Source organism: uncultured Aquimarina sp. (genome assembly GCF_947492115.1).
GTDB lineage: Bacteria > Bacteroidota > Bacteroidia > Flavobacteriales > Flavobacteriaceae > Aquimarina.
The window spans coordinates 48,397-61,704 of record NZ_CANLMM010000014.1 but is presented as its reverse complement, the minus strand read 5'-3'; the positions used below and the strand labels follow the sequence as shown (position 1 = coordinate 61,704).

Sequence of the window (13,308 nt, the reverse complement as noted above, 5' to 3'; positions counted from 1 at the left end):
AAACTTAGAGCCTTGTCATAGGTTACTTTTGTTTCCTTTCTCTTTCATAAATATCTAAAAAACAAATCTAAAGGAGCCTGTCGAAGATCAATAAAGCTGTAATTTTTAATTACACTTCGACAGGCTCAGTGTGACAAACAGTAGAATTACAAGCTTAACTTAATGAAATTGTATTTGCCGTAGCAAAGGCGGAAACGCCCTAACTAATATAATTCCAAATGTTTTTATGTTTGGCTAGTTGTTGATAGGTAAATAAGAGCACTTTATTTTTCCCCATAGCTAATGAAGGATCTTCTTTTAGGATTTTCATCGCGTAGTGCCTTGCCGTTTTAAGCACATCATTATCGCGCACAATATCTGCAATTTTAAGTGCCAAAACTCCGCTTTGTTGTGTGCCCATAATATCTCCGGGACCACGTAGTTTTAAATCTACCTCTGCAATATCGAACCCATCATTAGTGCGTACCATCGTTTCTAATCGAGTCTTACTATCAGAAGAAAGTTTATGGCTGGTCATTAGAATACAAAAACTTTGTTCGGCGCCTCGACCTACGCGACCTCTTAACTGATGTAGTTGCGATAGCCCGAAGCGTTCTGCACTTTCGATAATCATCACACTAGCATTAGGAACATTTACACCAACTTCTATCACCGTTGTTGCCACCATAATATTGGTTTCTCCTTTTACAAAGCGTTCCATTTCGTAATCCTTATCGGCAGGTTTCATTTTACCATGTACAATTGATATCTGATAATCCGGAGCAGGGAAGGAGCGGGCAATACTTTCATAACCATCCATAAGATCTTTATAATCTAATGCTTCGGATTCCTGAATTAGCGGATATACAACATAGATTTGCCTTCCTTTTTTTATTTCATCAGCTATAAACTTAAATACTTTAAGGCGATTGCTATCATAGCGATGCACGGTTTTAATGGATTTTCTACCTGGTGGTAATTCATCAATTACCGAGATATCCAAATCTCCATATAAACTCATAGCCAAGGTTCTAGGAATGGGTGTAGCGGTCATTACCAATATATGTGGCGGATATATATTCTTATGCCATAATTTAGAACGTTGTGCTACTCCAAAACGATGTTGCTCGTCTATAATAGCCAATCCTAAGTTTTTAAACTTTACTTTGTCCTCTAATACAGCGTGTGTTCCTACCAATATATGTAAGGTGCCATCTTCTAATTCTTGATGAATCTCTTTACGTTCTTTGGCTTTAGAACTACCCATCAATAATTTTATATTAATATCCAGATCTTTGGTAAGTTCTGTAATTCCTTGATAATGCTGATTTGCCAAAATGGCGGTAGGAGCCATAAGACATGCCTGAAATCCATTATCGATTGCCAATAACATCGTCATAAGAGCCACAATAGTTTTTCCAGAACCTACATCTCCTTGTAACAAGCGATTCATTTGTGCACTGCTGCCAATGTCTTTTCGAATTTCTTTAATTACTCGTTTCTGAGCATTAGTAAGTTCGAAAGGCAGATGATGGTTATAAAAATTAGTAAAATGATGTCCAACTTCTGGAAAAGGAAATCCTTTTATCTTTTGTTTCCGAATTAGTTTTTTGGTAATTAACTGAAGCTGGATATAAAATAACTCTTCAAATTTAAGGCGATATTGTGCTTTGGCAAGTAACTCCTGATTTTTAGGAAAATGAATATTCAGAATCGCTTCGTTTTTGGGGATCAGTTTTAACTCGGTTCTTATTTCTTCTGAAAGGGTATCATAAAATCGAGCCTTAGTATCCAAAAACAATTGTTGCATCATTTTACTAATAACCCGATTAGTAATTCCTCGATTTGATAATTTTTCGGTAGACGGATATACCGGTTGCATCATAATTTTGAGGTTTTTTTGATGCTCCGAAAGGAGTTCCATCTCTGGATGTGGCATACTAAAGCCGTTATAATATTTTGTTTTGCCGAAGATTACATAAGGTGTATTGAGTTTTAAGTTTTCTTTGATCCATTTATGACCTCTAAACCAAACCAATTCCATTTCTCCAGTATCATCCATAAACTTGGCTACTAATCGTTTTCCTCGTTTTTGTTCTACTGTTTTTATATGAATGATCTTACCAACGATTTGTACCTCTGCAGAAGTTCTTTGTAATTCATTGATTTTGTAATAGTTGGTTTTGTCGATATATCTATTCGGAAAGAAGTTGACTAAATCCTGATAGGTATGAATCCCTAGTTCCGTACGAAGCAAATCAGCTCTGGAAGGCCCAACACCTTTTAAGTAATCGATAGGAGTTTGTAAGATTGTAGCGCTCAAAGAAAATAAACAGGTTATTTAACACTTTAATGACCACAATATAAAAATAAATAATTAGGGATATGGATGCTATAGTATATTAGAAACTGACTGTTTTTTGGTTTTGAAATAAAAAAAGTATTAAAATATCAGTTTTTAATTGTTGTTTTTTGTTTTTAAATGTTAAAAAATTACATATTTATTATTTTTTTATCTTAAAAGTATATTGAATTTTAGGTTTTTGATGGAGGGAATATATTTTGTTAAATTCTTCTAAAGGCATTGATTTTGTTAGTATTCATAATTTCTTAAGAGATATTTTATCGACATCACGTTACGTCTTTACCGCACATAACTTACGTCTCGGTTGCTTTTTTTGGTACATTTACGAAAACGTTGTAGTCACAACGTAACTATCTAACCCCAAATGATTTATATTATGAAAAAAATAGTGCTCTACACATTCGTATTAGCTGCTTTTATTGTTTTTATTTCTTGTGATAAAAATGAGGAAGTTTTCAATGAAAACTATAAAGATTTTAGTTCTGTAACATCCAAAGCTCCATGGACCGATATTCTGATCGATGAATTTAATTCAGGAAGTAATATCGATGCTAAATGGCAACGTACAGAACGATTAGATTATAATTCTGATTTTTGTATGTACAGACCATGGAATGTTAGTATTCAAAGCTTGGATAACAGAAGTTGTTTACGATTGCGTTCGTATAAAAAACAAAACGGATTATGGGAATCTGGTCATGTAAAGTCATGGACAAGTTTTGAGCCTGGTTATAACGAGCAGGTACATGTACAAGTAAGTGCGAAAGTTATTGCTTGGGAAAATGGAAATGCTAAAGGATTTGCAGAAACTTATGGTGTTTGGCCTGCAGTATGGACTGTACAAGAAACGGCTTGGCCTACACAAGGAGAGATCGATATGATGGAAGCATATTCTTATGGATATTACGGTGGAGAAAAATATGCGAGTAATCTTTTTTATGGATATAACGCAGGACAAAGTTTATTAGGTCAAAATGCTGTAAGACATTATGATACTATTGGAGAAGGGTGGCATACTTATGATATGTACTGGACTAATGTAAATGGCAATGTATATGTTGATGTATTAGTAGATGGTGCTACCGTTGCTAATTATCATAACGGAATCGATTCGGATTTACAATTACAAAACTTTGGGCCACATAATGTAATTCTGAACTTAAATATAGGTTCTAATGACGGTATTTTTAATAATAATGCCATCAATGTATTTTGGAATACGGATATGTATGTTGATTTTGTAAGAGTAAAAAAGACCTCTTTATAACATTTTATAATACTAACTTAATTTTATTATCAAAAATCTGAGTTTAAGCTCAGATTTTTGTTTTTAGATATATGTAAAAAAAGTAGTATTTGTCGTATGGTCATATGTTTCTTCTGTCACAATACGCGAATAAATTCGTTATTTTGGCAGAACATTTGATTATTCATAAAATATGCGATTTTTTCTGTATTTGTTTATTGGTTTTATTTCGGTATCGGCCATCGCGTCCCACAACGAAAAAACCTTATCTATTCCACCTAAAAAAGAACAACCTAATGTAGATTTTCTTACCGGAAATGTATCTATTTTTCTAGATGCTGATTTTAAAAAAATAGAGGGTAAAGTAACATACACCTTTAAAGTGTTACAGCCTGTAGATTCTATCAGTATCGATGCCCAGAAGATGCAGATTATGGATGTGTTGCTAGACGGAGAAAAGACCGCGATAAATTACGACTCTAAAAAAATAAAGGTTGGGGGTAATTTTTTTGCAAATTCAGAACATAGGATAGAAATTCAATATATCGCAGTTCCGAAAAAGGCACTTTATTTTTTAAATGATTATCAAGGCAAAGACCAGATCTGGACACAAGGACAAGGAAAATATACCTCTAATTGGTTGCCAAGTTTTGATGATATGAATGAAAAAGTAGAGTTTGATCTGGTGATTCATTATGACGCTGAATATGAAGTGATAGCCAATGGTAAATTACTACAAACCCAGGCTGTTAATGACACGATAAAAAGATGGGAATACGATATGCAACAGCCGATGAGTAGTTATTTACTGGCCTTAGCAATAGGAAAGTATGAAAAGGTCGTTGAAACTTCTGAAAGTGGAATCCCTCTAGAGATGTATTATTATCCGAATGATAAGGATAAATTTGAGTCTACCTACAAACATAGTAAGCAACTATTCGATTTTTTGGAAAAAGAAATTGGATATGCATTTCCATGGCAAAATTATAAACAAATTCCTGTAAAGGACTTTTTGTATGCAGGTATGGAAAATACGGGAACCACTATATTTTCTGATGCTTTTGTAGTGGATGATATAGGTTTTAATGATCGGAATTATATCAATGTAAATGCGCATGAATTAGCGCACCAGTGGTTTGGTGATTTAGTAACCGAGACTGAAGGGAAACATCATTGGTTACAAGAAGGTTTTGCAACCTATTATGCTTTATTGGCAGAAAGAGAGATTTTTGGAGACGATTATTTTCAATACAAATTATATGAAAGCGCAGAACAACTTACTGAGCAATCCAAAGCCGATAATGCCACTACTTTATTAGACCCTAAAGCCAGTTCTCTTACTTTTTATCAAAGAGGTGCTTGGGCATTACACGCTTTGAAGGATATGATTGGAGCTGATAATTTTAAAACGACAGTAAAGCAATACCTCGAAAAACATCAGTTTGGTAATGTTACCACTTCTGATTTTATTAGAGAGGCAGAGCAGGTAAGTGGTCAGGATTTATCGGATTATCAAAAAATATGGTTAGAAGCCATTGTTTTTCCTTCTCAGGAAGCACTTGATATTTTAACAAAATCTCCATTTATAAAACGCTATTTAACTTTAGCTGGTGAACGTACACAGCCCATAGCAGGTAAGTGGGGTACACTGGCAACTGCTTTAGACTTTCCTATTAATGAATACCTAGGGCAAGAAGTAATTTATCAATTGGAAGGAGATACTTCTAAAGAGTCATTAGGATTATTTACCAAAGCTTTCGAAACAAACAATATTTTTGTGCGTCAGGCGATTGCTAATACAATGAATACGATCCCAAGAGAATTAAAGAAGCAATATGAATCCTTACTAACTGACGAATCCTATGCTACCATAGAACCGGCTTTGTACCATTTATGGGCTAATTTTCCATCTGATAGAACTTCTTATTTAGAACAGACGAAAGGAGTTATAGGGTTTCACGACAAAAATGTGAGAATATTATGGTTAGTACTGGCATTGAGTACACAAGAATATCAACCAGAAAAGCATCAGGAGTTTTATAAAGAACTGTCAGGCTATTCGTCTCCTGTTCATCATTTTAGTACTAGAGAAAATGCTTTTACGTATCTAGAAAGTCTTCAGGCTTTTTCGGAACAATCGTTGGTTGATCTTGTAGATGGAGCGGTACATCATAACTGGAGATTTAGAAACTTTTGTAGAAAAGTGTTGGATAACCTTCTGAAGAACCCTGCATATCAAAAGAAATATGTAGATTTAAAGAATAATTTGCCAAAGAGGCAACAAGAATTTTTAGAAAAGAAATTAACCCCATAAACAAACGTATGCGCGCATTGGTCATATCCGGTGGAGGAAGTAAAGGAGCTTTTGCTGGTGGTGTAGCGCAATATCTTATTCAGGACCTAAAGAGAGAGTATGATTTGTACGTAGGAACTTCTACCGGAAGTTTATTGATCTCTCATTTAGCACTATCTAAAATAAAAGAAATAAAAGAGATATATACTTCGGTAAATCAATCTTCGATATTTAGGAATTGTCCTTTTGTGATCAAAAAAAGAAAAGGATACAACCTCATCACGATTAATCATTTTAATGTATTACGAAACTTGATCAAAGGAAATAAATCCTTTGGAGATAGCAGAAATCTTAGAGATCTTATCAGAAGGTCTGTTACCGAAAGTTATTTTAATACGCTTAAAGATTCCCGAAAAGACATCATAATTACAGTCACTAATTTGTCTACGAATGAAGTAGAGTATAAGTCGATTAAAGAGTGTACATATCAGGAGTACTGTGATTGGGTTTGGATTTCGTGTAATTATCCTCCATTTATGAGTCTGGTACAAAAGAACAATTGTGATTATGTAGACGGAGGATTAGGTTCTATGGTTCCGATAGAAGAAGCAATTAGACGTGGAGCGAAAGAAGTAGATGTCATTATATTAGAAACAGAGATCAATTATCTAAATCGTATGCCTACCAAAAATCCATTTACACTAATTACTAGTATGGTGGATTTTATGATGGATACGATAGAGCATCAGAACATTCGAATAGGTAAGTTTATAGCTAAAAGAAAGGATGTAGCTATGGATCTTTATTATACACCAACGGTACTGACTACCAATTCATTAATTTTTGAAAAGGAAAAAATGAAAAAATGGTGGAAGAAAGGGTACGAGTTTGCCAAAGAGAAGAACAAATCAAATCGATTAGAATAGAATATGCGAGCATTAGTTATATCTGGTGGAGGAAGTAAAGGAGCTTATGCTGGTGGTGTAGCTCAATACTTAATTCAGGAACAAGGCAGGAAGTATGAACTTTTTTTGGGAACTTCTACCGGAAGCTTGTTAATACCACAATTGGCACTCGGAAATATAGACAAGGTGTATGATATGTACACCAATGTTAATCAGAGTACTATTTTTAGTGTTAATCCCTTTAGAACCCGCAAAAAAGGAAATCGTGAGTTTGTTTCTATTAACTTCTTTAATACCGTAGTTCAATTTTTAAAGCGCAAACGTACATTCGGAGAGAGTAAAAATTTGCGTAGAAATATTCGTAGAAATTTTTCTGAAATAGAATTCGAATTGGCTAAGAAAAAAGTCAAGGACATTGTGGTTACAGTTTCTAATTTAACCAAAAACACTACCGAATATAAGTCTATTAACGACTTTTCTTATGAAGATTTTTGTGATTGGATTTGGATCTCTTGTAATTATGTTCCATTTATGAGTTTAGTGACTAAAAATGGATGTGAGTATGCCGATGGTGGATTTGGTTGTATGGTTCCTATTAGAGAAGCTATTAAAAGAGGCGCAACAGAAGTAGATGCTGTAATTTTAGAGTCTGAAAATATGGAACATAATAAGGTGTTGGGTAAAAATCCATTTTCGCTCATGGTTAATTTATTCAGTTTTATGTTCGATCAAGTAGAAGGTCATGATACGGTAGTTGGGAAATTAGCAGCAAAAAATAAAGATGTTGTACTAAACCTATATTATACACCTTCTAAATTAACGGAAAACTCTTTAGTTTTTAATAAAAAATTAATGCGAAGTTGGTGGCAACAAGGTTTTGATTATGCTGCGGAAAAAGCTAAACAAGCAGATGAAAATAAACTGAAAGAAATCGATATGGCGGGATAAAATATTTTCCTTTGTATCCATCTTTACATAAAATAGCCAAATCAAATAATCACTTCTTATTTTTAAAAATGATAATTTGATTTGGCTATACTGGTTTAAGAAATACCTTTTAGGAACTTAGATCATTCTTAACGTGTTATTTTTAGAAATTTATCTACCTGTTTGTTGTTAATCAGCAAGAAATATAATCCTTCAGAAAGTTTTGTGGTGTCTATAGTTTCTGGAACACCTGATTTACGAATTACTGTTTGTCCTAAAGCGTTTACAACTTTTAAAGAGAATTTATCTTTTAATTCGGATACGCCATCAATATGTAATATTTCATTCGCAGGATTTGGATATAGTACAATCTGATCTTCTGGTGATTGAAGATCTGGTGTAGATAATGCCTGAATCTCTACAGCTTCAGAAAATGTGCTACATCCACCTTCATTAAACACTTCTAAAGTGTAAGTTCCTGTTTCTTCGGCAATATAGGTAGCAGCATTAGCTCCGGTAATTGGTTGATCATCTAAATACCACTGATATGATTCATAATTTTCGGTTACCGAGAGTTCATTAGTTTGTGCGTCTACATTTATTGTAGGAACCGTAGGAGCATCCGATACATTTACCTGAATAGCAGCTCTATCGGAAGTACTACAACCACCGAGTGTGGAAACTTCCCAATTATATAGATAATAATAAAAACCTTGAGGATTTGTGGTAGCAGAACTTCTTTTAATAGAAACTATATTGTTTACCGTATATGGATAATTTACATTATCATTACTTCTAAAAAGATTCGCTTCTTCTAAAAATCCTATTTCCATATCATTTCCAGCTGGGATGTTCATATTAATATCGATAACATTTTCTCCATCTGGAATATTTATAGTCTTAGTTTCTAAAACAGTTCCACTAGCATCTATCAATTGTAGGGTTCTATTACCAGATCCTTGTGCTATAACGGTCGCTTTTTTTAACATAATAGGTTGATCAGCGTCGAATACCAAATTAAATCCTCCCTGATGTATATTACCAACTATGCTTGCAACGTCTGTAATTCCAGTAACTGCTTCTACAATTGGTTCTGTAGTTCCAGCCACATAAAAAGTTCGGTTTTGTGTAATATTTGATACATCTAAAGTTGGTCCTGTTCCTAAAACAGTATCACCATCTAGAGTATCATACCAGATATACCCATTACTACCAGAAGCTGTGATCGTATCTACATTACCAGAACAAATAGATTGCGTGTCATTATTAGGTAAAGAAGCAATGGTAACGGTAACAAAGTTTTCTTGAGTATTGGTATCATCTCCAATGGTATTCGTTGCCGTTAATGATACCGTATAACTTCCATCAGCAGTATAGGTATGTGTTGGGTTTTGCTCCATAGAAGTGGTTCCATCTCCAAAATCCCACAATACAGAAGTAACGGTATTTATAGAGGTATTTCTAAAACTAACCTGATCACAATCGATCGTAGCTTCAAAATTAGCAATTGGAGGTTGATTGTTATTTCCTGGAGTGTAAGATCCAGAAATTTCATAAAAACCAACTGAAGCATAATCAGAATATCCACTGGATAAATTACCTTCTCCCACACCATCAATTTCTAGAAAATAAGTACCTCCTGCTAAGGTAGTATTTATACTGGCACTTAGGTTATCTTGTGGACTAGATATGGCCAGTTCTTCTCCTGTACCACTTATAATTCTAGCTTGTATGTTTAGGTTTGGATAATATGGATCCGGATCAATGGTAAAGTCTACTTCGCCACCAGCAGTAATAAAAGAGAATACATCTTTATCTTCTCTTGTAGAAATGAGTGCCTGATGCAAAGATGCATCTACTGTTCCATTAGAACCTACCTGAATTGGAGTAGCTTCAGAAACTGTATCTGCATGATCATCTTCTTTATATCCAAAACCATTTCTATTTCCAGAAATAATAGCCATATCATCTTCCTGAGTAATAGCGTTGTCGTATTCACCTTGGCTCCATTGTCCGATAGCTCTGCTGGCACTCCATCCCATAATAGGACTCCATGATCCATGACCTGAGTAATATTGATTTCCAGGAACTCCATCATGCGATAATCCTAGGGTATGTCCAACTTCATGTGATCCCGTTTCTCCTGCAGATCTGGTTCCATTGTTATACACCCAACATGGGTTGTCGATATTATTATTTGAAAAAGAATTAAGATAAGCTACACCACCAGATCCTGGCGCAGCATCAGTAGTAGGAGTGAAAATACACATCATTCTACGATTGATAGGAGTGTTTTCGAAAGTAGCTCTATCGGTAGTGATATTAATATCAAAAGGTCTAAAATCCTCTGCCATAATTCTCCAGATCTCAGTAATTTTGGCATCACTATAGCCAGTAGGTTGCGCATTAATGGTTCCTCCATTAACCCACCAAGTGTCACTTACCACTTCGCCATCAAAATCCAGATAGACAGTAAATGCAGATCCTGGTAGACTTGATAAAGTAGGAACTACCATTTTTGATTGATACGATGTTACTTCTACAGAAGGAAGTTTTTCGTAATCGACACAAAGTACTTTATGAATATCAATTTCTTCTATGAAAACAGCCTTCGCATCATCCGAGGAATACTGATATGCAATTTTATCTTCATACAATACAATTTGACCAGAGATGAGATTGTCTTGTTTCGTAATATGAAATGTAGATGTTTTGGAATCGCCAATACTTCCTATGATGGAATAAGAATTGGCGTTTCCATTCCTCTTTGTAATAACCCCAGAATATGATATCTCTTTAGAGACTTGAAGAGTAATTTTGTTTGTTTTTGCTCCCCAAAATTTATTGGAGAATGTTTTTTCATTTCCCAGGTTAAAGGATTCATTCTTTTGGGAAAAGATATCTGTCTGATAAAAGAATATCACTAAGAGTAATGATAAGGTTTTGACTGATTTGGATTTGATTTGTTTAAAACACTGCTTTTTCGTCGTTTTTAAGAGTGCAATTGTTTTCATTTGATGTGTATTGAGTTTGTAATTACGGTTTGATTCAATGTTCAAATGACTTGCTGGGATATGAAAAAATGTTCATATCCTTAAGATATTTTTCTTGTGCTGAAGAAGGGGAGGTGATGAAAGATTGCCTAAAGGGTCTGGTTTCAGGCGATAATTTAAGGATGTCTGAAGTCCTTAAAAAAGTATTCATCAAATTACACAAGCGTTGCAATGTTGTTTTACGAAGTAAAACATATTTACTAAACTGAAAAATATTGGTTTTAGTATGTGAAATAGAAACGTTTTATATGCTAAAGCGTTGGTTTTCTACTAAAGATTATAACGGTCACGATTCTTTTTTAACTTAATGCGTTGTTATATAGTTTTTTACATAGAAGTTAAATAGCTTGAGAACTATTTGATTCATGCGGGAATTCTTACATAAAAATTAGATGATTTAGATCAACTATATATTTAATAGAGGTTTCTATTAAAATAGAATTCTTGTTACGGTATTTTTAGCTAAGTGTTCTACGTATTATCGTTGGAAGTATTTTGTTTAATGGAAGAAGAAGAAGATAATTTTTTTAATCCTTCTTTAGATAAAAACTTAGTATACATTCCTCCCTTTATGTTATTTACATCAAATTCAATAATAAAAGCGTTTTTATCAATGGTATCTATTAAGTTATATGTTCTTCGGATATCAATTCTATTAATTACACTATGAATAATTTTTTTTTCGGATTGAGGACCTCTTTTTCCAAAACCTCCAGAGCCGTTATAAATGGTTGTTCCAGTGCCTATAATATCAATTAATTGTTTATTGATTTCATCGGTTTGTTCTGATACAATCATTAAACCTACGTAATCTTCGAATCCTTCTATCATAAAGTCTATAACTTTTGCAGTGATAATAAAGGTAAGAATAGAATACATAGCGATTTCTATAGAAAGAAGTAAGGCGGTGACGCTGAATAAAATAATATTGAACAGAAGGATAATTTTTCCGATACTTATTCCTAATTTTTCATTTATGAAGATCCCCAGAATTTCAGAACCATCTAAAACAGCACCGTTTTTGATAGTTAATCCAATTCCAGCACCTAAAAATAAACCGCCAAAAATGGCTATCAAAAGTTTATCATCTGTAATAGCTGCAAAGTTTTCAAAGTGAATAATAATTGCAAGAGAAATGATTGATAATAACGATTTAACAAAAATTCTTTTAGTGAGGCTGAACCAAGCTAAAATCAAAAAAGGAATACTGACCAACAATAGAAAAATAGATATGTCAATCTCAAAAAGCTCACTAAGCAAAATAGCAATACCAGTGGCTCCGCCATCTAAAAATCCATTTGGTAGTAAAAACATTTTTAATCCCAAACTAGCGAGTAGAATACCTAAAGCAATTTGAAAAATTTCTGACAGTGTTCTTTTCATAGGGTTCTATTTTACCACACTAATTTCTATTCGATTAATCCAATGCTTTAAGTAATATTACGGTAGATTATTTTCTGGCACCAAAAACTAGCCCAATCATTTTATAAAAATCACCTTGGTTGTAATTGATTTCTTTTTCAGTATCTACTCTATGTACCAAAACCAGTTTTGAATCAGGATAAACACCTAGCATATGTATACCTACGCCAGTATGAAAAAAAGAGTTTCTTTTGGTATTTTTATCAGGTACTCGTACGTTCCAGAGCATTCCGTAGGCGTTACCGTATTTAGGATTATAGATAGAGTAGGGTTTGGTGGATACATCTATCCATTCTTTTGGAATAATTTGTTTTCCATTCCAATTACCGTGATTTAGGTACAATTGTCCATAGATAGCGAGATCTCTGGCTGACATCCTGAAATGATAGGCAGGATATTTAGACTTGCTTTTTTCAAACTGATAAATACCATCGGTATCTGGAATAGTTTCGTCATCTGATTCTCCATCAATATTTTCATAGGTTCCAGTATAATCAATCATACCAATAGGCATGGCAATCTGATCATAAAACAGCTGGTATATACTTTTTCCAGTTTGTTGTTCCAATATGGTGCCTAAGGTGTTAAAATCCCAATTGTTATAATAATAAAACTCTCCTGGTTGATGAGTATCTCTTTCGGGACGACCTCTGAGCATCGCATCATTCGTAGCAGCTGCATTATGATAAATTCCAGAACGTGATCTTAATAAATCGCTTATTGTAGCACTAAGTTCATTATCACTCAAGCTCGGCGAAATATCATTTATGTTTAGCGATTTAAGTGTTACAGAAGTGTCTATTTGTTTATTTTCTATTGCAATACCATAAAGAGAGTTCAATAAGGCTTTTCGCATGGAATGTATGAGATGTCTTTTATCTGTCTGTCCCCATTCAAAAATAATATCTCCGTCTATCATAAGAATCATAGAAGAAGATCCGCTATTTTCTAAATGCTGTTGTAATAGGCTTAGTTTTTCTGTAGAGAAGCCTTTAGACTCTGGAGAAGCATAAGAAAATTCATGTTTTGTTGTTTGGGCAAAACCAAAAGTAACAAATAATGAAATGAATACGTTAAAGGCTATATGCTTCATATAAATTAGATTTTTAGACCTGTCT

8 protein-coding genes are annotated in these 13,308 nt (G+C 33.8%); 4 read left to right on the top strand and 4 right to left on the bottom strand.

Annotation, left to right across the window (positions count from 1 at the left end):
• Positions 1 to 199: 199 nt before the first annotated feature.
• Positions 200 to 2,302: an ATP-dependent DNA helicase RecG gene (gene recG / locus Q1A73_RS23525; RefSeq protein WP_299610958.1), complete on the bottom strand. Its 2,103-nt coding sequence runs from the start codon at positions 2,300 to 2,302 to the stop codon at positions 200 to 202.
• Between the two features lie 418 nt (positions 2,303 to 2,720).
• Here recG and Q1A73_RS23520 point away from each other — a divergent pair, with 418 nt between their 5' ends.
• The 4 genes from Q1A73_RS23520 to Q1A73_RS23505 all read left to right on the top strand — a co-directional run bounded on the left by Q1A73_RS23520 (position 2,721) and on the right by Q1A73_RS23505 (position 7,736).
• Entirely contained in the window at positions 2,721 to 3,611 is an 891-nt protein-coding gene (locus Q1A73_RS23520) for a family 16 glycosylhydrolase (protein ID WP_299610956.1), read from the top strand.
• A gap of 172 nt (positions 3,612 to 3,783) precedes the next feature.
• Positions 3,784 to 5,904, top strand: a complete 2,121-nt coding sequence (locus tag Q1A73_RS23515) for a M1 family metallopeptidase (RefSeq protein WP_299610953.1) — start codon at positions 3,784 to 3,786, stop codon at positions 5,902 to 5,904.
• Between the two features lie 8 nt (positions 5,905 to 5,912).
• Positions 5,913 to 6,809 carry a patatin-like phospholipase family protein gene (locus Q1A73_RS23510; RefSeq protein ID WP_299610951.1) on the top strand — a complete coding sequence of 299 codons (897 nt, stop codon included), beginning with the start codon at positions 5,913 to 5,915 and terminating at the stop codon, positions 6,807 to 6,809.
• Positions 6,810 to 6,812: 3 nt separating this feature from the next.
• On the top strand, positions 6,813 to 7,736 hold the full coding sequence (locus Q1A73_RS23505) for a patatin-like phospholipase family protein (protein WP_299610949.1): 924 nt from the start codon (positions 6,813 to 6,815) through the stop codon (positions 7,734 to 7,736).
• 128 nt (positions 7,737 to 7,864) lie between these two features.
• Here the strand turns inward: Q1A73_RS23505 and Q1A73_RS23500 are convergent, their stop codons facing one another.
• The 3 genes from Q1A73_RS23500 to Q1A73_RS23490 all read right to left on the bottom strand — a co-directional run bounded on the left by Q1A73_RS23500 (position 7,865) and on the right by Q1A73_RS23490 (position 13,283).
• Entirely contained in the window at positions 7,865 to 10,729 is a 2,865-nt protein-coding gene (locus tag Q1A73_RS23500; protein ID WP_299610947.1) for a PKD domain-containing protein, read from the bottom strand.
• A 510-nt stretch (positions 10,730 to 11,239) separates the two neighbouring features.
• Positions 11,240 to 12,151, bottom strand: a complete 912-nt coding sequence (locus Q1A73_RS23495) for a YitT family protein (RefSeq protein ID WP_299610945.1) — start codon at positions 12,149 to 12,151, stop codon at positions 11,240 to 11,242.
• 67 nt (positions 12,152 to 12,218) lie between these two features.
• Positions 12,219 to 13,283, bottom strand: a complete 1,065-nt coding sequence (locus Q1A73_RS23490; protein WP_299610943.1) for a serine hydrolase — start codon at positions 13,281 to 13,283, stop codon at positions 12,219 to 12,221.
• Positions 13,284 to 13,308: the final 25 nt, after the last annotated feature.

Bases quoted from the DNA above. Each gene is read 5' to 3' on its own strand.
- Q1A73_RS23515 (WP_299610953.1), top strand. From the start codon at position 3,784: ATGCGATTTTTTCTGTATTTGTTTATTGGTTTTATTTCGGTATCGGCC.
- Q1A73_RS23500 (WP_299610947.1), bottom strand. From the start codon at position 10,729: ATGAAAACAATTGCACTCTTAAAAACGACGAAAAAGCAGTGTTTTAAA.
- Q1A73_RS23510 (WP_299610951.1), top strand. From the start codon at position 5,913: ATGCGCGCATTGGTCATATCCGGTGGAGGAAGTAAAGGAGCTTTTGCT.
- Q1A73_RS23505 (WP_299610949.1), top strand. From the start codon at position 6,813: ATGCGAGCATTAGTTATATCTGGTGGAGGAAGTAAAGGAGCTTATGCT.
- Q1A73_RS23520 (WP_299610956.1), top strand. From the start codon at position 2,721: ATGAAAAAAATAGTGCTCTACACATTCGTATTAGCTGCTTTTATTGTT.
- Q1A73_RS23495 (WP_299610945.1), bottom strand. From the start codon at position 12,151: ATGAAAAGAACACTGTCAGAAATTTTTCAAATTGCTTTAGGTATTCTA.
- Q1A73_RS23490 (WP_299610943.1), bottom strand. From the start codon at position 13,283: ATGAAGCATATAGCCTTTAACGTATTCATTTCATTATTTGTTACTTTT.